Below are 24,428 nucleotides of genomic sequence, written 5' to 3'. Positions count from 1 at the left end.
GCGGCGCTCGCGTCTCCCCGTGTCTGAAATGGTTCTTCGGCAGGCCGCCGGCACGCTGCGGTCGCAGTCGTCGCCAGGGTGCAGCCATGCGTGCCGCGGCCGGCTGGGGCCGCGAAGCCCGATCATAAGCGAAGGGAAGGGGGAGGGGCGTTGCCGATTGCGCCAAAGTGATTTGGCCGCAACTGCATTTGATTTGGATCAGTGCGGCGCCATCCATCCAGGGAGGATGCGATTGACGCCGCGGCGTAACGGTGATGCCGGCCTCCGCTACTCAGCCGGTGGTTTCTTCCTCGGGCCCGTCCTGGGGCGGCAAGCGCTCGGCCAGCACCTTGTCGATGCGCTTGCCGTCCATGTCTACGATCTCGAAGCGCCAGTCGCCCCATTGCACCGTGTCGGCAATCTGGGGCAGGCGCCCCAGCAGCAACAGCAGCATGCCGGACAGCGTGTGGTAGCGCTCCTTTTCTTCTTCGGGCACCTGGCGCAGGCCGATGCGGTCTTTCAGCTCCGGGATCGGGATCAGGCCATCGAGCAGCCATGAGCCGTCGTCGCGCTGGACCGCCCATTGCTCGCCGGCGGCCTCGGCCTTGAATTCGCCGGTGATGGCCTCGATCAGGTCCTGCAGCGTCACCAGGCCCAGCACCTCGCCGTATTCGTCGATGACAAAGGCGATCTGCCCGCCCGAGGCGCGGAAGTTTTCCAGCAGCTCCATCCCGGTCACGCTTTCGGGTACGAACACCGCAGGCTGCACCGCCGCCTGCAGGTCCGCTTCCTCGCCGCGCAGCCGGCGCGCCAGCAGCTGGCGCGCGCTGACCACGCCGATGATGTCGTGCATGCCGCCACGCACCACGGGGAAGCGCGAGTGGTCCGATTCCTCGATGCGGCGCAGGTTCTCGTCCATCGACGCTTCGACATCGAGGTAGACCACGTCGCCGCGCGGCACCATCAATGACGCCAGCTGGCGGTCATCCAGCCTGAACACATTGCGCACCATGGTGTGCTCGTGCTGCTCGATCACGCCGGCTTCGGAGCCCTCCACCAGCAGGGCGTGGATTTCTTCCTCGGTCACGCCGGGGCCCCGGTCCACCTGGGTGCCGAGCAGTCGCAGCACCAGCCGCGTGGAGCTCGACAGCAGCTTGACGAAGGGGGTCGAGGCCACCGCCAGCCAGCCGATCGGACGCGCCACCAGGCGCGCGATAGCCTCGGGCGCCATCTGGCCCAGGCGCTTGGGCACCAGTTCGCCCAGCACGATGGAAAAATAGGTCAGGCCGGCCACCACGATGGCGGTGGCTACATAGCCGGCGGTGCTTTCCGAGATGCCGAAGCCCTGCAGCCACACGCCCAGCGGCTGCGCCAGCGTCGATTCGCCGACCACGCCGTTGAGCACGCCGATCGAGGTGATGCCGATCTGCACGGTCGAGAGGAAGCGGGTGGGGTCCTCGCCCAGCTTGGCCGCGGCAATGGCGCCGCGGTCGCCGTTCTCGATCTGGCGTTGCAGGCGTGCCTTGCGGGCTGTAACGAGTGCAATCTCGGACATCGCAAACAGGCCGTTCAGCAGGATCAGCGCCAGTAATATGGCAATTTCCATCAGGGTGCGCGCCCTCTGCGCGCCGGGTGTCTGAAAAGATCAAGCATACCATTCGCCTGTTACACGACCTCGCCACTGTGATGCGCCCGCGCAAACGGTGGCGCGTTTCCGGCCATCGGCCACCTCAATGGATGACTGCGATTACCTGCCAGGTATTCGCGCCGAGGCCGCCGCCATGCTGTAATAGCCCGCATGGAAACGCTTACCCCTGCCTCCGAGGCCACTCTCGACTTCCCCGGACTGTTGCGCTACTGGCGCGGCAAGCGCGGCTACAGCCAGCTGGCATTGTCGCTGGCCGCCGGGGTCTCGCAGCGCCACATCTCCTTCCTCGAATCCGGGCGCGCCCGCCCCAGCCGCGAGATGGTGCTGGCGCTGGCCGAGCGCCTCGGCGTGCCGCTGCGCCAGCGCAACCGGCTGCTGCTCGCCAGCGGCTTCGCCCCGGCTTACAGCGAACACGCGCTGACCGCGCCGCCGTTGCAAATGGTGCAGCAGGCCATCGCCCTGATCCTGGCGAAGCAGGAGCCGTACCCGGCCGTGGTGCTGGACCGCTTCTGGAACCTGGTCGATGCCAATGCCGCCTACCGCCGCATGTTCGACACCTTGCTTGGCGGCCGCCCGCCGGCATCGCTGGCCGACGATCCGCACCGGATCAACCTGATGCTGACGGTGTTCGATCCGGACGGCCTGTGGCCGGTCATAGAGAATGCGCGGCAGGTGGGCCGTTACCTGTTGCGGCGCGTCTGGCAGGAGCTGCAGGTGCAGGCGCACGACCAGACCGCGCGCGCGCTGTTCGCGCGCATCGCCGACTGGCATCCGGACATGGTCGGCCCGGGCGGCGTGCTGCTGCCCGAGGATGAAGGCAGCGACGGCCCGCCGCCGCCGTTGTTGCCGGTGGTGCTGCATGCGGGGACGTTCCGCGCGTCGCTGTTCTCGACGCTGACCACGCTCGGCATTCCGCAGGACGTCACGCTGCAGGAACTGCGCATCGAATGCTTTTTCCCGGCCGACGACGCCACGCGGGTCCTGTTTGAAACGCAGGGCGCGGCGCACGATGGGCCCGTCAGAAGCGGTAGCGCAGGTAGATGACGTGGAAGGTGGTGCCAGGGTTGGGCTCCTTGATGCCGCCATTGGACAGATGCTGGATGCGGTAGCCCGCGGCAAAGTTGCGGTCCTTGCCGAGCATCACGCCAAGGCCGGCGTATTCCGAGAACTGGAACGCGCTGGAGATGACGTGATCGTCGGAGGTGCGGGTGCCGCTCAGCAGCCGCGCGCCCACCGAGAGCTCCATGAACGGCACCCAGCTGTGGCGCCACCATGCGATCCGCACCACCGGCGACGCGCCGAACTCCCACAGATCGTTAGGATTGTTGTTGCTGTCGCTGAGCCAGCGCGCAACATTGACCTCCCATTGCAGGTCGACCTGCCAGCCCTGCGGGTTGCCCCACGCCAGGCCCGAATCCCACAGCATGGCGAGCTCCGCCTTTTGCACGTGATGGCGGTCGTCGAAGCCGTAGCCAAGCTGGATAGCAGGCGCCGCGCGCGCGGCTGTGCTCAGGCACCCGGCCAGCGCAAGCAGCGCCGCCATGGCGGCGCGGCGCGGCCGCCGCCACCGCCGCGCGGAGAAAGTTGGAAGGAGGGGGATGCAACTCGCATGGCTGTCTTGTCTGGCTTCTTGGTCGTGTCGGCGCATGGGAAGCACGCTGAAAAGATGCTGCGTTGTTGTCAGGCAAGCCATGGAAAAACCGGCGCTTGCAGCCCCCAGGCGCTGCCTCCTTACCCTATTTGTAGTACATGGGAAGGCACGTTGCCGAGACCTAACGTGACCGGCGCCACGACGCGGGCCGCAGCAGGATACGGTCTTGACGCGCGGCGCGCAGTGACAAGGAACAATCGTGCTAACATGCGCGGGCCGGTGCCGGCCGTCTGGCCGGCCCGGTTACGTTACGTCTTCAGGGCGGGGTGAAAGTCCCCACCGGCGGTATGCCGCGACGCGCAGCGCGTGTCCGGCGAGCCCGCGAGCGCTCGCATTCCCGTGCGAGGTCAGCAGACCTGGTGAGAAGCCAGGGCCGACGGTCATAGTCCGGATGAAAGAAGATGGACGGAGCTTGCCCGCTGGCCTGGCGCTTGCCTGGCCCGTGGTTTGCCGAGCCTTGTGCGCGCGCAGGGCGCGGCGGTTCGCGCGCGTGCGCTCGGCATGGCGCGCGGGCCTTGCAGCTCCGTTGAACCTTCCCCTGGAACGCCCATTGATGCTGAACCAGGAGCGTTTCATGTCTAGCTTTTCCACCGAAGCCATTGCCCCCGCGGTGTCCGCGGAGGCCAATCCCAGTGCCACTGTCGATACGATGGCTGGCGCCCACCCGCGCGCGCTGGAGTTGCGCATCGAACAGGCCCTCGAGGCCATGCGCGAGGGCCGGCCCGTAGTGCTGCTCGATGACGACGACCGCGAGAACGAGGCCGACCTGATCCTTGCCGCCGAGCGCCTGACCCAGGCCAACATGGCCATGATGATTCGCGAGTGCAGCGGCATCGTGTGCCTGTGCCTGCCGACGGACAAGGTGCGCAGCCTGGGCCTGCGGCCGATGGTCGAGCACAACCGCAGCCAGTACGGCACCGCCTTCACCGTGTCGATCGAGGCCCGCGAGGGCGTCAGCACCGGGGTCAGCGCGGCCGACCGGATCACCACCATCCGCGCGGCGATTGCCGAGGACGCCGGCGCCGATGCCGTGGTCAGCCCCGGCCATGTGTTCCCGCTGGTGGCGCGCGACGGCGGCGTACTCGAGCGCCGCGGCCATACCGAAGGTTCAGTCGACCTCGCGCGCATGGCGGGGCTGTCTCCCGCGGCGGTGCTGTGCGAACTGATGAATCCGGATGGCACCATGGCGCGGCGCGCGCAAGCGCTGGCCTTTGCCGGGATGTACCGCTTGCCGGTGCTGACCATCGAGGACCTGGTCGCCTGGCGGCGCCTGCACGGCTGAAGGCCGTCGCGATGCATGGATCGGGGCGTGCCCGCGCGCCGCAATGCATGCATCGTGTGCGACAATGCGGATCGCTTTTTCCCGTCTACATGAGGGTAATTCCATGATGTTCCGCATGTTTCGACACGCAGCCGCGCTGGCCGGCTGCGTGTTCGGCCTGGCCCTGCCGCAGGCGCACGCGCACGCCGATGACGGCGCTGTGCCGGCCATCGACGTGGCGCCGGCCTCTGCATCCCGGCCGGCCGCCGCCGCCGGCCTTTACGAGTGCCAGGTTGCTGGCTCCGGCACCGTGTTCCGCTCCACACCCAGGGAAGGTTGCCGTTTGGTGGCCGCGCCCGATCCCGGCGCCCCCGACCCCCAGCGCTGGCTGCCGCTGATGGGCGCCAATGGCGTGATTTCTTATTTCGATCAGTCGGCGGTGCGCCGCCAGGGTACGCAGGTGGGCGTGGTGGTGATGCGCAATTCGCCGTCAGGCGTGATCCGCACCGCGAGCGGCGAACCGATCCGTTCCTCGCTCAAGCGCATGGTGCTGAACTGTGCCACGTCGATGTTTGCCGTGGTCGAGCAGACCCTTTACAGCAAGCGCTTTGCGCGCGGCGAATCGCTCTATACCATCCGCGCGCCGCAGTCCGGCACCTTCCAGGTGGCCGGCCCCGGCACCATCGCCGGGGAGTTGCTGCGCAAGCTGTGCCGCTAAAGCGCGGCCGCGCGGCACTGCCTGCTGCCAGCCAGCTTAATCGCCCACGTGGCGCGACTTCCATTGCCCGTTGGATTGCTTGCAGAACCAGCCGCTCCAGTGCTCTTCGGCACTGCCGCGCTTGAGCTCTGACTTCAGGCGCCGGCACGGCTGGCCCTTGTCGGTCTTGCTCTCGACCGGGCTGATGGTGCCGTCGATCTGCTGGCGCCGTCCCGCGGCCGGATAGGTCCATGCCACCGATTGGCCATCGGCCGTATCGTTCAGCGCGGTACGCACCGACTTGGCCAGCGACGCGCCTTCCTTGTCGTTGAGCGTGCCGATGATGGTGCCGCTCAGGTAGTTGTCGAAGTACGCCTGCGCGGGCGCGGCGCAGAGCAGCACGGCCCCCAGCGCGCCTGCGATTGCGGCACGCAGGGCGGGGCGGGCGAGGCTGCCGGAGGATGAGGTTTGCCGAGTCAGCATGACGGTTCCTTGTAGCTACATGGTGGCGTTGGAGTGGCATTGTAAGCGCAATGCGGTGCGGGGGACGACGGTTGCCGACGTGTCTGGCCACTGCGGCCACCGGGCCGCGGTTGACACCTGCGTGCCCCTGACCTAGCGTTGATTTCTGTCCCATCGTGCCGCTGCACGACGGGCGTCCATTCCTGCGAAAGGAGATCCCATGACGCTGCGCTATCTCACAATCGGCCTGGCCGTCGCCTGCGCCTTCGGCACGGTGCACGCCCAGACCGCGGGCAAGGCCGACCAGTTCAGTCCGTACACCGACGGTGCCAAGCAGGACAAGTTCAATCCCTACACCGACGGGGCGAAGCAGGACAAGTTCAGCCCGTACACCGACGGCGCAAAAAGCGACAACGTGACCGCGCTGAACCCGGGCGCCAGGCCCGACCAGATGGAGCCGATCCAGGGTGGCGCACAAAAATCGTACGACTCGTTCAGCCAGGGCGGCATGAACAGCGGCAAGTTCGATCCCTATTCCGAAGGCGCCAAGAGCGGCAAGTTCGATCCCTACAGCGAAGGCGCCAAAAAGTAACAGTGTATTAAACGGGCCGGGCGCGTTCCGGCCCGCATCGGTGCGCGACCGGGGCGGCCGATCGAGGCTGACCGTGCCGAGGCTCGCGGCGATGTGACCTGATCGCCCGCAAAGCCATGCGTGGAGCGGCTTTCGGGCTACGTGGCCAACATTTTGTTTCAAACCTTGCGTGATCGAAACGTGACTTTCGCGTCTCGAATTGCTATGGTTTATTGCGCATCGCAACAACCCGGACACGGTGCCCCGCGGGCAACCTGCCCCGCGTCAGGGCCTCGCCACTCGGCGCCGGGCTCATCTCTTGCCGTGTCCTTCATCGTTCGGGCCGCCGATGCCGGCCACTCCGATTCAACCGCTCACCCTGGCATACATGTCACAGATCGCCACGCCACGAATATCCGTACCGTTTACCTTGCCCGCTGCCGGGCCGGGGGCGCGCCGTCGCGCCGCGCGCGCCGGAGCGCGGATCGCGGCCTGGCTCGGCGGCGGTGCGCTGGCGCTGTGTGCGATGGCGGCCCATGCGTTCGACTTCGACACCGTCGCCTCGCGCGCGCGCCAGCTGGCGGCGTCGCCTTACAAGGCGCCGGCCCAGAACCTGCCGCGCGAGTTGCGCGAGCTGACCTACGAGCGCTACCGCGAGATCGAGTACAAGCCCGAGCGCTTCGCCTGGCGCGGCACGCGTTCGCCGTTCGAGCTGTCGTTCTTCCACGAGGGCATGGTGTTCGACCAGCCCGTGCGCATCCATGAAGTGGTGGGCAACAGCGTGCGCGAATTCCGCTTCGACCCCTCCGCGTTCAACTACGGCCCGCACAAGGTCGATGCCGCCAAGCTGAAAGGGCTGGGCTATGCCGGCTTCCGCATCCTGTATCCGCTGAACCAGGGCAAGCGCAAGGACGAACTGGCGTCGTTCCTCGGCGCCAGCTACTTCCGCGCGCTCGGCAAGGACCAGTGGTACGGGCTCTCGGCGCGCGGCCTGGCGGTGGATACCGCGCTCAACTCGGGCGAGGAGTTCCCGCGCTTCGTCGAATACTGGATCGAGCGCCCGGGCGCCAATGCCAAGGAAATCACCATCTATGCGCTGATGGATTCGCGCCGCATGAGCGGGGCGTACCGCTTCACCATCAAGCCCGGCGCGGAGACCGCGATGGAGGTCAAGTCGCGGCTCTACCTGCGCGAGAACGTGACCAAGCTTGGCCTGGCGCCGCTGACCAGCATGTACCTGTTCGGCGAGAACCAGCCGGCGCCGGCGCAGGATTTCCGGCCGGAGGTGCATGACTCCGACGGCCTCTCGATTCACCTCGGCACCGGCGAATGGGTCTGGCGTCCGCTGGTCAATCCCAAGCGGCTGCTGGTGACTTCGTTCGCGGCGACCAATCCGCAGGGATTCGGGCTGATGCAGCGCGACCGCAGCTTCAACAGCTACCAGGAGATCGGCGCGTGGTATGAGCGCCGGCCCAGCGGCTGGGTGCAGCCGCGCGGCAACTGGGGCTCGGGCCGCGTCGAGCTGGTGCAGATTCCGACGCCGGACGAGACCAACGACAACATCGTCGCGTACTGGGTGCCCGACAACCCGCCCAAGCCGAAGCAGGCCTTCGACTATGAATACCGCCTGCTGTGGCAGAAGGACGGCGAGCAAGAGCCGCCGCTGTCGTGGGTGACCCAGACCCGCATGGGCCAGGGCCAGACCCGCAGCAAGGAGGACACGAGCTTTTCGCTGGTGGTCGACTTCGAAGGCCCGGCCTTCCGCAGGCTGCCGGCGGACGTTCGCATCGACCCGGTGGTTTCGGCCGATGCCAACGGCGAGCTGTTGAAGACGTCGGTGCAGCGCAATGACGCGACCGGCGGCTGGCGCATGACCATGCTGATGCGCCGCAAGGACGAAACCAAGCCGGTAGAGTTGCGCGGCTATCTTCGCAACGGCAATACAACCCTGTCCGAGACGTGGAGCTACATCTTACCCCCCGCCTAAAGCAGCGACCGGCCCAGGCGGCGGCATGCGAGCGCTATCTCGACCGCCTGCCCGTATCGCCTGAAGTGCGCAGCGAACTGCTGGCCGACAGCGCCGGCATGGCCGCCGCGGCGGCACCCGCCACGCCGCTGGCTTCGGTGACGCCGGTGATCCCGGTCACGGCCGATGGCCGCGACGCGCAGGAAGCGATCACGCGCCTGCAGTCGCGCCTGGCCGGCAAGGAAGCGCCGCCGGCGCACGGCAGCAGCGCCTACGCCTCGGTGCAGCGGCGTTTCGCCATGGCCTACGGCAATCCGCAGGTCGGCGGCGCGCCGCTGCTGCGCCGGCGCGAAGACGGCACCGTGAAGGCCGACACCGGCCCCGCGCCCGAGCGCAGCTCGATGGTGCCGCGCCAGTGGCCGCCGCATATCGTCACCGGCTGGCTGCGCAACACGTGGCGCCGCATGCTGGGCCGCCCGCCGGTGCCCGAAACCTGGGACACCCTGCATGACGGGCCCGACGCCGAAGGCAAATGGCACCCCGCCGGCTCGCACCGGCGCTGGGTGCTGCTGGCACTGGTGGCGCTCCAGACCGTGCTGGCCACGTACTTCATGACCAACGTGCTGCCGTACCACGGTGCCGATCCGCTCGAGATTGCCATCCTGGTGCTGTTCGCCATCCTGTTCTCGTGGGTGTCGGCCGGTTTCTGGACGGCGATGATGGGCTTCCTGGTGCTGGCCAAGGGCGGCGACAAGCATTTGATCTCGCGCTCGGCGGTGCCGGACCGGCCCGACGCGCCGATCGCGCCCGAGGCCCGCACCGCGATCATCATGCCGATCTGCAATGAAGACGTGACGCGCGTCTTCGCCGGCTTGCGCGCCACCTATGAATCGCTGTCGCGCACGCCGCACCTGGCCAACTTCGATTTCATCGTGCTGTCGGACAGCGGCAATCCGGACCTGCGCACCGCCGAGCACGATGCCTGGATGGAACTGTGCCGCGCCGTCGGCGGCTTCGGCCGCATCTTCTATCGCTGGCGCCGCCACCGCGTGAAGCGCAAGACCGGCAACGTGGCCGATTTCTGCCGCCGCTGGGGCAGCAAGTACCGCTACATGGTGGTGCTCGACGCCGACAGCGTGATGAGCGGCGACTGCCTGGCCACGCTGGTGCGGCTGATGGAAGCCAACCCGGGTGCCGGCATCATCCAGACCGCGCCGCTGGCGGTGGGCCGCGAGACGCTGTATGCGCGCGTGCAGCAGTTCGCCACCCGTGTGTACGGGCCGCTGTTCACCGCCGGTCTGCACTACTGGCAGCTGGGCGAATCGCACTACTGGGGCCACAACGCCATCATCCGCGTCAAGCCGTTCATCGAACACTGCGCGCTGGCGCCGTTGCCGGGCCGCGGCCCGCTGTCGGGCGAGATCCTGTCGCACGACTTTGTCGAGGCCGCGCTGATGCGCCGTGCCGGCTGGGGCGTGTGGATTGCCTACGACCTCGAGGGCTCGTACGAAGAGCTGCCGCCCAACCTGCTCGACGAGGTCAAGCGCGACCGCCGCTGGTGCCAGGGCAACCTGATGAACTTCCGGCTGTGGCTCAAGCAGGGCTTCCACGTGGTGCACCGCGCGGTGTTCCTGACCGGGATCATGGCGTACCTGTCGGCGCCGCTGTGGCTGCTGTTCCTGTTGCTGTCGACGGCGATGCTGGCCAAGCACGCGCTGGTGCCGCCGGAGTACTTCACGCAGCAGTACCAGCTGTTCCCGACCTGGCCCGAATGGCATCCGGAAAAGGCGCTGGCGCTGTTCTCGGCCACGGCCACGCTGCTGTTCCTGCCCAAGCTCGCCAGCGTGGCGCTGCTGATGAAGCAGGCGCGGCGCTACGGCGGCGCAGTGCAGCTGTTTGCCAGCATGCTGATCGAGGTGCTGCTGTCCGCGCTGCTGGCGCCCACGCGCATGCTGTTCCACACCAAGTTCGTGGTCGCGGCGTACAGCGGCTGGGGCATCTCGTGGAAATCGCCGCCGCGCGAGGACGCCGAGACTACCTGGGGCGAAGCGTTCCGCCGCCACGGCTGGCATACCGCGCTGGGGCTGGCGTGGGGCGGGCTGGTGTACTGGCTGAACCCGTCTTATGTGCTGTGGCTGTTGCCGATCGTCGGCTCGCTGGCGCTGTCGATCCCGCTGTCGGTGATGCTGTCGCGGGTCTCGCTGGGCCGCGCTTCGCGCAACGCGGGGCTGTTCATGATCCCGGAGGAAACGCTGGTGCCGCGCGAGATCGTCGAAACCCAGCAGCATGTCGAAAATGCCGCCGAAACGCCCAACTTCGTCGACGCCGTGGTGGATCCGGTCACCAACGCGCTGATGTGCGCCACCGCGACGCCGCGCGTGGTGCAGCCGGAATCGGCCCGCAAGCGCCACGAGAGCCTGGTCGAGCATGCGCTGACGCACGGGCCGCGCGCGCTCACGCCGGCGCAGAAGCACGTGCTGCTGGGCAACCCGTTCGCGCTGGCGCGCCTGCATGAACTGGTGTGGGGCTCGCCGCTGGCCGACGCCGGCTGGAAGGACACGCGCATGCTGGTGCGGCGCGCCGCCAACGTGGTGCCGCTGCGCCCGCGCGCGGCATGAAGCGAGTTGCCTGAAACTAAAACGGCCCGCATCGGCGGGCCGTTTTTTTTGCTTGCGGCAGGTTGCTGTCAGCGCAGCGCTGCGCTGCAGATCGGGCCGTTGATATAGACGTCGCCGATGCGGCGCTCGCCGCGGTCCTTGCGCGTCATGTAGCGGAACAACATGCTGACGCCCAGCTTGGTCAGGATCTCGACATCGCGGTTGGCGCAGATATTGCGCTGCAGCGGCGCGGCGTAGTTGACCTCGAAGCTGGCCAGGTCCAGCATCGGCCCGCGGTAGTTGGTCAGTTCCAGCTGGAACAATACGTGTTTGCCCGGAACCGACTGGCAGCGGCGCAGGCGGGTCTCGCCGTCGATCTCGATCGGCAGGGCATCGTTGAGCTGGCGGCAGGCGCGCGCCAGCACGTTGTCGGGGCGGGTGGCGTTGCGCAGCAGTTCGGGCACGCCGGCGGCGCCGGTGTTCTGCCCGGTGGCCGCGCCCTTGAGCATGCGCGCGACCGGGTCGGCTTCATCGGCCGCGGGCACCAGCAACGGGACGCTGGCATTGCGCAACTGCGCCGGCGCCGCCTTGGCCGTCTGGGGCAGCGGCAGCAGCAGCGCGGCCGCGAAAGCGGCGGTGCCTAGCGAAGCGGAAAGCGGCGTTTGTCGTATTCTCATGCAGGCTAATGTTGCCGGGACCTGTACTGTCGTCCCTCTCTGCGAGGCCGACGGCGAGTCTTACGCCGACAGGCTGGCATTGTACCCTCCACCCCGGCGCGCATGAAAGTCGCGCCCCGCCAGCGTCGTAGCGATGCCGCCATGCAATGCCCCATGAACACCAGGGGCTGTCACCACTATTCACCAATCCTGCCAGGTTTGCCAGCTTTGCCGAACCCGACTCCGGCGATGGAATCTGGCAGGCCGGTTTTTCTGCGCCAACCGGACGCATGCCAACGTCGCCGCCTGGGCGGCTGCATTGGTTATGTTGTGCAACAATTGGGTCTTTCCACGGGGCTGCCCGTGCCGCACGGCCGCGCACGGCAGCGCCATCGCCCTCGGATACTGTCCTCCATGCCTCCTTCCCAAAGCGCCGCGCCGACGCCGCGTTTCCCTGCCTGGCTGCTGATCTGCGGCTCGCTGATGGCGATCGCGCCGCTGTCGATCGACATGTACCTGCCGAGTTTCCCGACACTGGCGGGCGACCTGGGCGTCGACATCGGGCAGGTCCAGCTGACGCTCGGCACCTTCCTGGTCGGGCTGGCGCTCGGACAGGCCTTCTATGGCCCCTTCAGCGACCGCTTCGGGCGCAAGCCGCCGCTCTATGTCGGGCTATGTCTTTACATCATCGCCGCGGTGGGCTGCGCGCTGGCGCGCAACGTGGAAGCGCTGATGCTATGGCGCTTCCTGCAGGCGCTGGGGGGCTGCGCCGGCATGGTCATGGCCCGGGCGGTGATCCGCGACCGGCTCGAGGCGCATGAATCGGCGCGGGCGTTTTCCTCGCTGATGCTGGTGATGGGGGTGGCGCCGATCCTGGCGCCGATCATCGGCGGCGCGGTGCTGACCGTATCGGGCTGGCGCGCCATCTTCTGGGTGCTGGCGGGGGCCGGCCTGCTGATCCTGCTGCTGGTCCACCTGCGCATGGAGGAATCGCTGGACCGCGGCCATGTAGCGCCGCTGCGGCTCGGCACCGTCGCCCGCAGCTACGCGGAACTGCTGCGCGATCGGGAATTCCTGGGCTATTCGCTGTCGGCCGGCTTCGGCTCGGCGGGCATGTTTGCGTATATCTCGGGCTCGCCTTTCGTGCTGATCGAACTGCACGGCATCGCGCCGTCGCACTACGGCTTTGTGTTCGGCGCCAATGCGCTCGGGCTGATCACGATGTCGCAGCTCAATGCCCGGCTGGTGCGCGGGCGTTCGCTCGACCAGGTGCTGGGGGCCACGCTGCTGGCGGCGCTGGCTGCGGGGCTGGTGCTGGCGCTGGCAGCGCTGGCGGGGATGGCGGTGCTGCCGGTGCTGCTGGGCGGGTTCTTCGTCTTTATCGGTGCGCTGGGCTGCGTCTCGCCCAACGCTTCGGCGCTGGCGCTGGCGCACCAGGGGCACCGCGCCGGCACGGCTTCGGCGCTGATGGGCACGCTGCAGTTTTCGCTCGGCACGCTCGGCGGCGCCGCGGTCAGCGTGTGGCGCGACGGCAGCGCGCTGCCGCTGGGCGTGGTGATGGCCGCCTGCGGCGCCGGTGCGGTGCTGATGCGCCATTACGGGCGCTCGGGCGCACGCGCGCGCCCGGGCATCCGCTGAATCCGCGGCCGTGTCGGTTCAGGCCGCTTGCTGTGCCGCGGCTTGCTCCGCGGCGGCGTGCGGCACCCCGGCCTGTTGCACCACCACCATGTGCGCCGGCATCGGCGCGGCGTAGCCGGCCTGGCCGAAGCATTCGCGGATGACGCGGTTGGTGTCGAAATAGACTTGCCAGTAATGGTCGTTATGGCAATAGGGCCGCACCGCCAGCACCGGGCCGACCAGCGTGAACTCGAGGATTTCGACGTCGACCGGCGGTTCGGCCAGCACGTTGGGGATCTCGGCGATGCGGGTCTTCAGCAGCGCCACCGCCTCGGCCACGTCGGTGCTGCCTGCCAGCTGCGCTTTCAGTTCCACGCGCCGGAACGCATTGGCGGTGAAGTTCTGGATGGTGTCGCTGAAGATCTTGTTGTTGCCGATCACGGTCTGGACATTGTCCGGCGTGTCCAGCGTGGTGGCGAACAGGCCGATTTCTCGCACGGTTCCGGTCACGCCGCCAATGGTGACGAAGTCGCCCACCTTGAACGGCCGCAGTACCACCAGGAAGGCGCCGGCGGCGAAGTTTGCCATCAGCCCCGACCAGGCCATGCCGATGGCCACGCCGGCGGCCGCGATCAGCGCGGCAAAGGTGGTGGTCTGGATGCCGAAGTAGCCGAGGATGCCGATCACCAGCACCACGTTCAGCGTTACGGTGACGATGGAACCGACATAGCGCAGCAGCGTCGGATCGACCTTCTGCTTGCCGAGCGCGTTCTGCACCAGGCGCACGACAAAGTGGATCAGCCAGCGGCCAATGACCCAGAAGGCGAGGGCCGCCAGGATCTTGACGCCGAATTCGGTGGCGTAGGAGACCACCAGGGTCTTGAGATTGTCGAAGGTAGAGGCGTCCATCGGCGTATTCCTTTGGTGTTGGTGTAACCGGCCAGCCGCCGGCCCAACATCCCCCAAACCAGCCGGCTGCGGCGTGCGAGCCCCTGCGCGTTGCGCGCAATTCGCGGGCACGGCAATTATTGAGAGGCCGTGCGCGGAAGTGCAAGCAAATAATTGTTAAGACAAGGCGCGTTGCGCGGCTCGTCTGTTTATATCGGAAAGGCGCTGGCGGGTACTACCAGTTGGTTTCGCGCTCGGGGGTGGCGGAAATCCGGTGCAGCGTCAGGTCGGCGCCGTTGAACTCGCCCTCGGCGTCGAGACGGATGCCCACCAGCCGCTTCAGCGTGCCATAGACCAGCGTGCCGCCGGCCAGCGCCACCACGATGCCAAGCAAGGTGCCGAGCAACTGCGCGCCGAGCGCCACCCCGCCAAGGCCGCCCAGCGCCTTCGCGCCGAAGATGCCCGCGGCGATGCCGCCCCAGGCGCCGCACAGCCCGTGCAGCGGCCACACGCCCAGCACATCGTCGATATGCCATCTGTTTTGCGCCAGCGTGAACATATAGACGAACAGCGCGCCGGCCACGGCACCGGTGACCAGCGCGCCCAGCGGATGCATCAGGTCCGAGCCCGCGCAGACCGCCACCAGGCCGGCCAGCGGCCCGTTGTAGACGAAGCCCGGATCGTTTCGTCCGGCCAGCCAGGCGGCCAGCGTGCCACCGGCCATGGCCATCAGCGAGTTGATCGCCACCAGGCCGCTGACCTTGTCGACAGTCTGCGCGCTCATCACGTTGAAGCCGAACCAGCCCACCGCAAGAATCCATGCGCCCAGCGCCAGGAACGGGATGTTCGAGGGCGGATGTGCGCTGATGCGGCCATCCTTCTGGTAGCGGCCGCGACGCGCGCCAAGCAGCAGCACCGCCGGCAGCGCAATCCAGCCGCCCAGCGCATGCACCACCACCGAACCGGCAAAGTCGTGGAAGGGTGCGCCGGCCACGCGCGCGATCCAGTCCTGCACGCCGTAGCGCTGGTTCCACACCATGCCCTCGAAAAACGGGTAGACAAAACCCACCAGTACGAAAGTGGCGACCAGTTGCGGATTGAAACGCGAGCGTTCGGCAATGCCGCCGGAGATAATCGCCGGAATCGCGGCGGCAAAGGTCGCCAGGAAAAAGAACTTGACCAGTTCGTAGCCATTTTTCTGGGCCAGGGTTTCGGCGCCGGAAAAGAACTGCACCCCGTAGGCAATGGTGTAGCCGATAAAGAAATAGGCGATGGTGGAAACCGCGAAATCCACCAGGATCTTTACCAGCGCATTGACCTGGTTTTTCTTGCGTACCGTGCCCAGTTCGAGGAACGCAAAGCCGGCGTGCATGGCCAGCACCATGATGGCGCCCAGCAGGATGAAGAGCGCGTCGGTGCCGGTCTTCCAGTTGTCCATAGTGACCTCATGCTCAAAATGGGCGCACCAGTACGCAAAAAGCGTTCCAGAGACGGCTGCATCCTGGTGCCGCTTGCACCGTGCAGGGTAAGAAACCGCACCGGCATGCCGCACGCGGTCCATCCCGTGGGCAAGGCGACGCCGGCCTGTTGCAAGTGGCTGGACCGGGCTGCGCCAGAATGGAGCGGCCAAGGGGGCAATGCGCGACCCGTTGTGGTGCGTCGCCCCATTTAGGGGAATCTGTCCTATGCTGGATGGTTTTGGGGGTGCAATTCCAGGCAGCCGCTCGGGCCCGGCAAAAACCGGCACCTGGCAAGCGCGAACAGCAGTGGAAATTGCCCGCTAACTGGCCTCAAGCAAGGATTTGCGGGTTTTTTTGTCGCATTGGTGCCACTGGGGATTGCTCAACGCGCGAAGGGCAGATTAGACTGCGCCGATCGATGGCCTGCCGCGAGGCACGCACATCGGTGACGACGACCAACAAGGGAAATCAGCCATGAATAAAGGTGAACTGGTATCGGCCATCGCCGCGGAAGCAGAATTGAGCAATGCCGCCGCCGAGCGTGCGCTCAACGCAGCGCTGGACAGTATCAAGAAGGCAGTGGCAAAGGGCGATTCTGTAACGCTGGTGGGTTTTGGCAGCTTCAGCGCCGGCAAGCGCGCTGCTCGTACCGGCCGCAATCCGCGCACCGGCGAAACCATCAAGATTCCGGCCGCCAAGACGGTCAAGTTCTCGGCAGGCCAGGGTTTCAAGGACGCCGTAAACAAGAAAAAGTAAGCAGTTTGCGTCCATAGCGAAAGAAGCGGCCTGGCAGGCCGCTTTTTTTGTGCGCCGGGCCTGGCGGGGCAGCGGCCGGCACTCGGCACCATGCCGCGGGCAACGGCGCGGCGATCCGGGTTAAACTGCCGGCGCCCGCAGCCGGCAATCCCGCCCCGCAATCTTCGTAACCCGCATCATGAATGACCTGTCCCACCAGCTTTCCATGACCGTGCTGATGACGCCGGACATGGCCAACTTCTCCGGCAACGTCCACGGCGGCACCATCCTCAAGTACCTGGACATGGTGGCGTATGCCTGCGCCAGCCGCTACGCCGGCCGCTACGTGGTCACGCTGTCGGTGGACCAGGTGGTGTTCCGCCAGCCCATCCACGTGGGCGAGCTGGTGACCTTCCTGGCATCGGTCAACTACACCGGCCGCAGCTCGATGGAGATCGGCATCAAGGTGGTGACCGAGAACATTCGCAGCAAGCTGGTGCGCCATACCAACAGCTGCTATTTCACCATGGTGGCGGTGGACGACAACGGCACCCCCGCCGAGGTGCCGCCGCTGGAGCCGCGCGACGAGGTCGAGCGCCAGCGCTTTGCCGCCGCGCAGCAGCGCCGCGCGCTGCGCCAGGAAATGGAAAAGCGCCACGGCGATATCAAGTCGTCGGTGAACTGAGTGCCGATGCGCGATACAGCCATGAAGTCCTGCCACCCACTCGTTCGCATGCTGCTCGCCGCCGCCTGCGCCGGCGCCGCCGCAGGGGCCAGTGCCGAAGAGATCGGCAGCGTCAGCACCAATTTCCGCATGACCGGCTCCGACAAGGTCGTGATCGAAGCCTATGACGACCCGCAGGTGGACGGCGTCACCTGCTACGTGTCGCGCGCCCGCACCGGCGGCATCAAGGGCCAGCTCGGCATGGCCGAAGACCCGCCCGAGGCCTCGATCGCCTGCCGCCAGGTGGGTCCGATCGGCTTCAAGGCGCCGATCAGGCAGCAGGACAATGTGTTCTCCGAGCGCATGTCGATCCTGTTCAAGGCGCTGCACGTGGTGCGCGCGGTCGACCGCAAGCGCAATACGCTGGTCTACCTGACGTATTCGGACCGCATCGTCAGCGGCAGCCCGCAGAACAGCGTGACCGCCGTGCCGGTTCCGGCCGGCACGGTGATTCCGGTGAAATAAGCGCCGGCCGGGGCGCCCGTCATCAACGGGCCAGCGCCGCGGTCTCCGCCTGGCAATCGCGCGATGGCCGCGCACCCGCGGCGCGTGCGGCAGCCACTTCACTGCGTGCCCGTTCGAGGTCGGCACGGAAGGTGGGATCGGCATGCAGCCGTGCCACCGTGGCCGCCGCCATGGTGCGGCCAGCGTTGACATCGCTCTGCCAGTGCACGTTGCACACCACGCGGCTTTGCCCGAAGGCCTGGCCGCGCGCCAGGAGCTCATTGGCGCGCGCCGGCTCGATCTCGGTCAGGATCAGCGCCCAGGCCCAGCCGATGGCGCTGTGGCCGGACGGGTAGGAGCCATCCTTCTCCAGCTTGGAGGCTTCGGCCTGCGTGCACATCGGGGTCCTGGTGGCCACGAACGGGCGGGTGCGCTTGTAATGGTCCTTGGCCTTGTACGTGGACAGGCCGGCATCGACCAGGCTGCGGCGCAGCAGCATGTTCAGGTAAGGCGTGTCCTTCTCGCCGACGGGCACGCCCAGCGCGCATGAAAAGGTGCTGGCGGCCTGCGGGAACGTCAGCACGGCATCGTCGGACGCCAGTTGCCAGCGTGGCGAACCGCGCAGCGGACCAGCCTGGCGCGCGGCGTCCTCGTCCAGCGCCAGCGCGGCCGAACCCTGCGCCGGCGGCGCGGGCAGCAGCTTCAGGCTGTCGGGACGCGCATCGGCGGCGAGGTAGCCGGCCGGCACGCCGGGACGCAGCTCCGGCACGGCGGCCAGGTTGGTGCCACCGGCGGCGCAGCCGGCCAGCAGCGCGGCGAGCGCTGCCGCGCCAAGCATCCGCATTGGGTGGGGGAGGGAGAAATCCGGCTTGGCTTGGTCCGTCAATTTGTTTTCCTGGTGAGGAATCGGATCGATGCGGTCGCGCTGCCCTGGCTTAAGCGGTGGCGTCGAACAGCTTGCGCAGGTTCGATTTCATGATCTTGCCATTGGCATTGCGTGGCAGCATCTCGTGGTAAATCAGGATACGCACCGGCACCTTGAATGCTGCCAGCCGCGCGCGCACGAAATCCTGCAGCTCGGCTTCGCTCGCCTGCATGCCCGGCTTCAGGCTGACCACCGCGGCCGGCTCCTCGCCCAGGGTCCGGTGCGGCAGCCCGACCACCGACGCATCCATGACCGCGGGATGCTCGTAGAGCGCGCTTTCCACTTCGATGCAGTAGATGTTCTCGCCGCCGCGGATCAGCATGTCCTTCATCCGGTCGACGATGTAGACGTAGCCCTCATCATCCAGCCGGGCAATGTCGCCGGTGCGCAGCCAGCCATCGACAAAGGTCTGGGCGGTGGCCTCGGGCTTGTTCCAGTAGCCGCGCACAACATTGGCGCCGCGCGCCATCAGCTCGCCGGTTTCGCCGGGCGGCAGCGCCTGGCCGCGGCCGTCCACCACCTTCATCTCGCCGATCGGCAACGCCGGGCCGCTGCTGTCCGGGCGCATCACGTACTCTTCGGCACTGTGGCTGGTGAAGGTCGACGAGGTTTCGGTCATGCCCCAGCCTATGCCCGGCGCGGCCATGGGGAAGACCTCGCGGATACGCCGGACCAGCTCGGGCGAGGCCGGCGCGCCGCCGTAGTTGATGTTCTCCAGCGACGACAGGTCGAAGCGGCCGCGCTCGGGATGCTCGAGGATCTGCCATGCGATGGTGGGGACGCCGCCGGCCGCGGTGCAGCGCTCGCGCTCGATCAGTTCCATGCCGCGCAGCGCGTCCCAGCGGTGCAGCAGCACGATCTTGCCGCCGGTGGCGATGGCGCCGTTGAGCACCGCCATGCAGCCGGTGACGTGGAAGAACGGCACCGCCAGCAGCATCGATTTCTGCGGCGCGGCCGGATCCGGCGCCGGGATCGGCTCGCCGCGGCGCAGCAGGTTGCGCAGCGGACTGAAGCCGCCGGCCACCGCCACCGAGGTGGAATTGCGATGCGTGCCGAGCGCGCCCTTCGGCTTGCCGGTGGTGCCCGAAGTGTAGAAGATGGTGGCGTCGTCGTCGGGGTCGATGTCGACCGCAGGCGGCGTCTGCTCCGGCAGAGTCGCCCAGTTCGCCGAAGGGCCGATCACGCTTTCCAGCGCCGTCACGCGCGGCTCGGCCGGCGCAGCGCCCGCGCGCGAGACGTAGATGCGTTCCAGCGCCGGGCAGCCCGGCAGGTGTTCGAGGATGCGGTCGAGCCGCTCGGCATCGACGATGGCGATGCGGCTGCCGGAATCGGCCAGGCCATATTCCAGCTCCTGGCCGGTCCACCACGCATTGAGCGGGGTCACGATGGCGCCGGTCAGCAGCGCGCCGTAGAACGCCACCGGCCATTCGGGCAGGTTGCGCATGGCCAGCGCCACGCGGTCGCCCTTGCGCACGCCGTCGCGCACCAGCGCGTGGGCCATGGCGATGGCGGCGCGCAGGAACGCATCGTAGGAGACGCGCTCGTCCTCGTACACCACGAAGGTGCGTTCGGCAAACGCGCGCGTGGCCAGCAGCAGCTCGCGCAGCGTGGGCGGCGCGTTCTTCCAGACCGTGGTGGGGATGCCGCGGATCACGCGGGTCTCGGTTTCGAATGGCGCGCCCGGCGCGGTCAGGCGGGCGTGAGCCTCGGCCAGCGACATGACCGGCCAGGTGCCGGCCGACTGCGGATTGCTCGACATGGACTGCCTCCCGGAACTGCACAGCAGGTTGAGGGAAATGCAGGAAAGCGGCCAGCGCAATCGGCGCCGGCCGCCTGGCAACGCTCGCGTCTGAGGCTCAGATGGTCACGCCGCCGTCCACCACCATGGCCTGGCCGGTCATGAAGGTGCTGGCCGCGGAGGCCAGGAACACGGCCGCGCCGGCGATCTCGATGGGCTCGCCGATGCGGCGCAGCGGGGCGCCCTGGGTGGACTGCTTGTAGCGCTCGGGATCTTCCCACAGCGCGCGCGCGAAGTCGGTCTTGATCAGCCCCGGCGCGATGCAGTTCACGCGCACGTTGTGCGGCCCGAACTCGACCGCGAGGTTGCGCGCCAGCTGGAAGTCGGCGGCCTTGGAAATGTTGTAGACGCCGATGGTGGGCGAGCCGCGCAGGCCGCCGATCGACGACACGATGATGATCGAGCCATCCTTGCGGTCGATCATCTGCGGCGCCACCATCTGGATCAGCCAGTGGTTGGAGATGACGTTGTTGTCCAGCACCTTGCGGAACTGGTCGTCGGAGACGCCGCTCATCGGCCCGTAGTACGGGTTGGAGGCGGCATTGCAGACCAGCACGTCGATCTTGCCGAAGGCGCGGTTGGTCTCGTCGACCAGGTGCTGCAGGTCGTCCTTCGAAGAGATGTTGGCCGGGACTGCGATCGCGGTGCCGGCGCCATGGCGGGCGTTGATGGCATCCACCACTTCCTGGCAGGCCTCGGCCTTGCGCGAGGAAATCACGACCTTGGCGCCCTGTACGGCCATCTGCTCGGCGATGGCGCGGCCGATGCCGCGCGAAGAGCCCGTGACGATGGCAACCTTGCCCGTCAGATCGAACAATGACATGGAGTCTCCTGTATGGCTGCGCCGGCGTCAGCGATGCTGGCCGGCTTGTGCTGGCGGCGGGGTGCCGCGCTGTGGTCCTGCGGACGCGCCCGCAGGCAGCATCGCCGGGACATTATGTGGCGCGGCCATGGCCGCGTCCACAGCGCCGGGTGGCGGTTACAGGCCTTATCAGCATTCTTTCTGCCGGCAATGCGCGCGGTGCATGGAGCCCGGTGCTGCAGTGCGCAGCCGCTACGATTCAGCCGCCGGCGGATGCCGTCGCCGGCGCCAGCAAGCCAGGCAGCGCAGCCATCAGGCCCTGGCGCAGCGCGTCGTCCAGCTCGATGCCGAAGCGCTCGGACAGGGTTTGCACCACGGCGTCGGCATGCTGGAGGTGAATGCGGCGCACGCCGCCGTCCGGGGCGCGCTCGGCCAGTTCGCCGTTGGCCAGCGTCACGCGCGTGCCGCCATCGGTGCGCGCGGCCATCAGGCGCTGCAGGAAGACGCTGTCCGGGTGCGTCGAGACATACCAGTTGCGTGCCTCGAAATCGATCGGCAGCTGCGGCGTCAGGTCGAACCGGTAGACCGGGATCCAGCCCGCATCGCCGCGTGCCTGCAGGTCGTAGCTGTGGAATGCGCTGGTGCCGGCTTGCGCCGGCGAGGGCGCAAGCCGGTAGGGAAAGCCATCGTCGGCCGGTTCGGACAGCGGCATCGCACGGAACGGCGTGGGGCCGCCGAAGCCCACATCGACCAGATAGCTGCGGTGCGCCACTTCCACCCGCAGCAGCATGTGCGAGGTCATGGTAGGCACGTCGTCCGGCACGCCCCAGCGCACGCGCGCGGCCAGCGGCGTGACCTCGTAGCCCAGCGCCCCAAGTCCGGCGCTGAGCAGCGTATTGAGTTCAAAGCAGTAGCCGCCGCGCCGGCGCGTGACCAGCTTGTCGAATACGGCGTCGAGGTCGATGCGCACCGGGCGGCGCAGCAGCGGGTCGACGTTCTCGAACGGAATGCTGGCCAGGTGCGCGGCCAGCACCGCGTCCAGCGCCTGCAGCGTCGGCGAGGGTGGCGCGGCGATGCCGAGGCGCGCCAGCCAGGCGTCCAGTTGGGCGGCGTCCAGGATAGTCATGGTGTATGGGGCTCCGGTACGGTGCGGTCAGTTGAGCGTTTCCAGCGCGGGCAGGTCGAGCAGTTCGATGCCGCCATATTGAAGGCGCAGCAGGCCGTGCGCCTCCAGTTCGCGCAGCGCGTGGTTCACGGTCTGGCGCGACAGGCCCAGCATCTGCGCCAGCTGTTCTTGCGCAATGCGCACGCGCCGCGTGGCACTGCCGTCCGGCAGGTTGCCGTAGCCATGCGCGATCGCCGCCAGCCGGCGCGCGACGCGTGCCGGCGGCGGCAGCAGCTGCGCTTCCTCGACGTAGTGGAAGGCCTCGCGGGTCTTGGCCGCCAGCAGCTGCCCGAATGCCTGCCACCATGCCGGCTGCTGCGCCAGACGCTGCGCCAGGGCGGCGCGCGGCACATGCCACAGCGTGGCGACGGAGGCCGCGCGCGCGTCATGGGTGCGCGGCAGGCCATCGAACAGGCAGATCTCGCCGAACCAGGTGCCGGGTTCGAGCAGGCCCAGCACCGCGGCCTTGCCCGATTCCCCGCTGGCATGGATCTGCATGGTGCCGCTGGCGACACAATACAGGCCATCGAAGCGGTCGCCGCGCGCAAACAGGGTCTCGCCGGCGACCAGCCGGCGCAGGCTGCCGTCGTCCAGCAGCGCCTGCCGCAGCGCCGGCGGCAACTGGCTGAACCACGCGCCCGCGCGCACCGCGGCGAGCGGGTCGCTGCATGGCAACATCGGACTCGACATTGTGTCTGGAGGCTGCATCTTGAGGTCGTGTGGGCCGAGCAGTGCGGGGTGTGGCGGGCGCGCCAGCCGCATGCCGGTCTCCATGTCCGGGCACCTGGTGGAATGTCAAAAACCTGACAGACCGGCCGGTGCGCGCCCATTACTATAAATCCACCTCGCGCCCGCCGCGCGCGCACCACAGCGCAGTCCAGGAGACGCCCCGTGAAAACCCTGATCGAACATCTCGCCAACTACGCCGCCTACCATCGCGATCCGCGCAACGTCTTCACGCATTTCATCGGCATCCCGATGATCGTGCTGGCCGTGACCACGCTGCTGGCGCGGCCGGCGCTGGCACTGGGCGATGGCAGCGCCGTGCTGACGCCGGCCATGCTGCTGTATATCCTGTCGTGCCTGTTCTACCTGCGCCTGTCGCTGGCCTTTGGCGTGGCCATGGCGCTGATCCTCGCGGTGTTCCTCTACGCTGGCGCGCATATCGCCGCGATGCCGACGAGCTGGTGGCTCGCGCTCGGCGTCGGCCTGTTCGTGGTGGGTTGGGTGATCCAGTTCATCGGCCACTATTACGAAGGGCGCAAGCCGGCCTTCGTCGACGACCTGGTCGGGCTGCTGATCGGCCCGCTGTTCCTGGTTGCCGAGACGGCCTTTGCGCTGGGCCTGGCGCGCGACACGCGCGATGCCATGGCCGCCCGCTCGCACTGATCAGGCTTGCCCCGCCGGCAGCCGCAGACAACGGCAGAATTTCGCCGGACTGCTGCTGAACGGAACGCTCCACGCGAACGCGAACGGTAGCGTGCAGACGCGCGCGCGGCATTGCGCGCGAGGCTGCGCGCCGCGGCCGCGCACGCCAAAACGGGGGGACGTAGGCCGCTTTCGCGCTTGCACTGAGGCAAAGCCGCGACAAAACCCGGGGTTTTCGGCGGGTTTTGCGTGTCGCATGCATGAAAACCCCTTGACTTACGGCACTTTCCGCTATGATTCAGTGGGCGTCGATCAGGCGATTGCGCAACGCTCAGTAGCAATGCATAACACCTGCCGGCATCCATCTGTTCAACTTACGAATATCGATATGGCGACCAAAGCGAAACCGACCGCGAAGACTGCAACCAAGCCCGCCGCCAAGAAGGCTGCGGCAACCAAGGCACCCGTGAAGGCTGCCGCCAAGAAGGCCACGCCGGCCAAGAAGGCCGCTCCCGCCGCTGCGCCCGTTGCGCGCCCGCTGAAGGACACCTTCAACAAGTCGAGCCTGGTCGCTCACCTGGTAGCCCAGACGGAACTGGAAGCCAAGACCGTGAAGACGGTGCTGGCCCACCTGGAAAACACCATCGTCGGCGCGCTGAACAAGAAGGGCGCTGGCGAGTTCACGCTGCCCGGCCTGCTGAAGGTCACGGCGCAGCAAGTGCCGGCCAAGAAGAAGCGCTTCGGCAAGGACCCGTTCACCGGTGAAGAGCGCTGGTTCCCGGCCAAGCCGGCCAGCGTCAAGGTCAAGGTCCGTCCGCTGAAGAAGCTGAAGGACGCCGCAGCCTGATCTGCGCCAGTTGTCCAGAAAGAAAAGGAGCCGCTTGCCGGCTCCTTTTTTTATCGCCGCCGGCACCAATCCGGCAGCGTTTAATCCAGGTCAAATCGGTGGCCATGTTCGCCACCTAGAATCCACTACGTCATGGGTGCGGGGGCGCTTCCCATGACAGAGCTTCC

23 protein-coding genes and 1 riboswitch are annotated in these 24,428 nt (G+C 67.5%); of the genes, 12 read left to right on the top strand and 11 right to left on the bottom strand.

Features of this window, described 5'->3' with window-relative positions; translation table 11 throughout:
* Positions 1-271: 271 nt before the first annotated feature.
* Complete coding sequence (locus CBM2588_RS25300) at positions 272-1,585, bottom strand: hemolysin family protein (protein WP_115683038.1); 1,314 nt, start codon at positions 1,583-1,585, stop codon at positions 272-274.
* 192 nt (positions 1,586-1,777) lie between these two features.
* On the opposite strand from CBM2588_RS25300, the gene CBM2588_RS25295 reads away from it, so the two are divergent.
* Positions 1,778-2,671: a helix-turn-helix domain-containing protein gene (locus CBM2588_RS25295; protein ID WP_115683037.1), complete on the top strand. Its 894-nt coding sequence runs from the start codon at positions 1,778-1,780 to the stop codon at positions 2,669-2,671.
* Here the strand turns inward: CBM2588_RS25295 and CBM2588_RS25290 are convergent.
* Positions 2,646-3,170, bottom strand: coding sequence for an acyloxyacyl hydrolase (locus CBM2588_RS25290; protein ID WP_115683036.1), 525 nt, complete (start codon positions 3,168-3,170; stop codon positions 2,646-2,648). The genes CBM2588_RS25295 and CBM2588_RS25290 overlap by 26 nt on opposite strands.
* 356 nt (positions 3,171-3,526) lie before the next feature.
* Positions 3,527-3,685, top strand: a riboswitch (FMN riboswitch).
* Positions 3,686-3,852: 167 nt separating this feature from the next.
* Between CBM2588_RS25290 and ribB the strand changes: the two genes are divergently transcribed.
* Together ribB and CBM2588_RS25280 are read left to right on the top strand one after the other, a co-directional pair.
* A complete protein-coding gene (gene ribB, locus CBM2588_RS25285; protein ID WP_147298431.1) occupies positions 3,853-4,560 on the top strand; it encodes a 3,4-dihydroxy-2-butanone-4-phosphate synthase in 708 nt (235 codons plus the stop codon).
* 103 nt (positions 4,561-4,663) lie between these two features.
* Entirely contained in the window at positions 4,664-5,257 is a 594-nt protein-coding gene (locus CBM2588_RS25280; RefSeq protein ID WP_115683034.1) for a surface-adhesin E family protein, read from the top strand.
* A gap of 36 nt (positions 5,258-5,293) precedes the next feature.
* On the opposite strand, the gene CBM2588_RS25275 is transcribed toward CBM2588_RS25280, so the two are convergent.
* A complete protein-coding gene (locus CBM2588_RS25275) occupies positions 5,294-5,719 on the bottom strand; it encodes an RT0821/Lpp0805 family surface protein (RefSeq protein WP_115683033.1) in 426 nt (141 codons plus the stop codon).
* Positions 5,720-5,918: 199 nt separating this feature from the next.
* Here CBM2588_RS25275 and CBM2588_RS25270 point away from each other — a divergent pair, with 199 nt between their 5' ends.
* From CBM2588_RS25270 to mdoH, 3 genes are all read left to right on the top strand, one after another.
* Positions 5,919-6,290 carry a hypothetical protein gene (locus tag CBM2588_RS25270; RefSeq protein WP_115683032.1) on the top strand — a complete coding sequence of 124 codons (372 nt, stop codon included), beginning with the start codon at positions 5,919-5,921 and terminating at the stop codon, positions 6,288-6,290.
* Between the two features lie 367 nt (positions 6,291-6,657).
* Complete coding sequence (locus CBM2588_RS25265) at positions 6,658-8,256, top strand: glucan biosynthesis protein G (protein WP_115683031.1); 1,599 nt, start codon at positions 6,658-6,660, stop codon at positions 8,254-8,256.
* Positions 8,229-10,853, top strand: a complete 2,625-nt coding sequence (gene mdoH, locus CBM2588_RS25260) for a glucans biosynthesis glucosyltransferase MdoH (protein WP_115683030.1) — start codon at positions 8,229-8,231, stop codon at positions 10,851-10,853. Before CBM2588_RS25265 ends, mdoH begins: the two co-directional genes overlap by 28 nt.
* Positions 10,854-10,921: 68 nt before the next feature.
* Here mdoH and CBM2588_RS25255 read toward each other — a convergent pair whose 3' ends face one another.
* On the bottom strand, positions 10,922-11,509 hold the full coding sequence (locus CBM2588_RS25255; protein WP_115683029.1) for a hypothetical protein: 588 nt from the start codon (positions 11,507-11,509) through the stop codon (positions 10,922-10,924).
* Between the two features lie 393 nt (positions 11,510-11,902).
* Here CBM2588_RS25255 and CBM2588_RS25250 point away from each other — a divergent pair, with 393 nt between their 5' ends.
* A complete protein-coding gene (locus CBM2588_RS25250) occupies positions 11,903-13,126 on the top strand; it encodes a Bcr/CflA family multidrug efflux MFS transporter (RefSeq protein WP_115683028.1) in 1,224 nt (407 codons plus the stop codon).
* An 18-nt stretch (positions 13,127-13,144) separates the two neighbouring features.
* Here CBM2588_RS25250 and CBM2588_RS25245 read toward each other — a convergent pair whose 3' ends face one another.
* On the bottom strand, positions 13,145-14,014 hold the full coding sequence (locus tag CBM2588_RS25245) for a mechanosensitive ion channel family protein (RefSeq protein ID WP_062803164.1): 870 nt from the start codon (positions 14,012-14,014) through the stop codon (positions 13,145-13,147).
* 214 nt (positions 14,015-14,228) lie between these two features.
* Complete coding sequence (locus CBM2588_RS25240; RefSeq protein WP_115683027.1) at positions 14,229-15,431, bottom strand: ammonium transporter; 1,203 nt, start codon at positions 15,429-15,431, stop codon at positions 14,229-14,231.
* Between the two features lie 496 nt (positions 15,432-15,927).
* Here CBM2588_RS25240 and CBM2588_RS25235 point away from each other — a divergent pair, with 496 nt between their 5' ends.
* The 3 genes from CBM2588_RS25235 (at position 15,928) to CBM2588_RS25225 (ending at position 17,377) form a co-directional block, all read left to right on the top strand.
* The gene (locus CBM2588_RS25235) at positions 15,928-16,209 is read left to right on the top strand and encodes an HU family DNA-binding protein (protein WP_010814166.1); all 282 of its coding nucleotides are present in this window, start codon (positions 15,928-15,930) and stop codon (positions 16,207-16,209) included.
* A gap of 178 nt (positions 16,210-16,387) precedes the next feature.
* Positions 16,388-16,873 carry an acyl-CoA thioesterase gene (locus CBM2588_RS25230; RefSeq protein ID WP_012355963.1) on the top strand — a complete coding sequence of 162 codons (486 nt, stop codon included), beginning with the start codon at positions 16,388-16,390 and terminating at the stop codon, positions 16,871-16,873.
* Positions 16,874-16,894: 21 nt separating this feature from the next.
* Positions 16,895-17,377, top strand: a complete 483-nt coding sequence (locus CBM2588_RS25225; RefSeq protein WP_115683730.1) for a CreA family protein — start codon at positions 16,895-16,897, stop codon at positions 17,375-17,377.
* Between the two features lie 22 nt (positions 17,378-17,399).
* Here CBM2588_RS25225 and CBM2588_RS25220 read toward each other — a convergent pair whose 3' ends face one another.
* The 5 genes from CBM2588_RS25220 to CBM2588_RS25200 form a co-directional block, all read right to left on the bottom strand.
* A complete protein-coding gene (locus CBM2588_RS25220) occupies positions 17,400-18,242 on the bottom strand; it encodes a phosphatase PAP2 family protein (RefSeq protein WP_368666645.1) in 843 nt (280 codons plus the stop codon).
* 49 nt (positions 18,243-18,291) lie between these two features.
* Complete coding sequence (locus CBM2588_RS25215) at positions 18,292-20,040, bottom strand: class I adenylate-forming enzyme family protein (protein WP_115683025.1); 1,749 nt, start codon at positions 20,038-20,040, stop codon at positions 18,292-18,294.
* Positions 20,041-20,137: 97 nt separating this feature from the next.
* Entirely contained in the window at positions 20,138-20,902 is a 765-nt protein-coding gene (locus CBM2588_RS25210) for an SDR family oxidoreductase (RefSeq protein ID WP_115683024.1), read from the bottom strand.
* A gap of 238 nt (positions 20,903-21,140) precedes the next feature.
* A complete protein-coding gene (locus CBM2588_RS25205) occupies positions 21,141-22,007 on the bottom strand; it encodes an arylamine N-acetyltransferase family protein (protein WP_115683023.1) in 867 nt (288 codons plus the stop codon).
* A gap of 27 nt (positions 22,008-22,034) precedes the next feature.
* Positions 22,035-22,808, bottom strand: coding sequence for a Crp/Fnr family transcriptional regulator (locus CBM2588_RS25200; RefSeq protein ID WP_439897476.1), 774 nt, complete (start codon positions 22,806-22,808; stop codon positions 22,035-22,037).
* A 129-nt stretch (positions 22,809-22,937) separates the two neighbouring features.
* Between CBM2588_RS25200 and CBM2588_RS25195 the strand changes: the two genes are divergently transcribed.
* Together CBM2588_RS25195 and CBM2588_RS25190 are read left to right on the top strand one after the other, a co-directional pair.
* Positions 22,938-23,435, top strand: coding sequence for an Mpo1 family 2-hydroxy fatty acid dioxygenase (locus tag CBM2588_RS25195; protein WP_115683021.1), 498 nt, complete (start codon positions 22,938-22,940; stop codon positions 23,433-23,435).
* 367 nt (positions 23,436-23,802) lie between these two features.
* Positions 23,803-24,261: an HU family DNA-binding protein gene (locus tag CBM2588_RS25190; RefSeq protein ID WP_026163989.1), complete on the top strand. Its 459-nt coding sequence runs from the start codon at positions 23,803-23,805 to the stop codon at positions 24,259-24,261.
* The last annotated feature ends 167 nt before the right edge of the window (positions 24,262-24,428 follow it).

Source organism: Cupriavidus taiwanensis, assembly GCF_900250075.1.
GTDB classification, from domain to species: Bacteria; Pseudomonadota; Gammaproteobacteria; order Burkholderiales; family Burkholderiaceae; genus Cupriavidus; species Cupriavidus taiwanensis_C.
The sequence above is the reverse complement of the archived record's forward strand: the minus strand, read 5'-3'. Positions and strand labels throughout refer to the sequence as shown.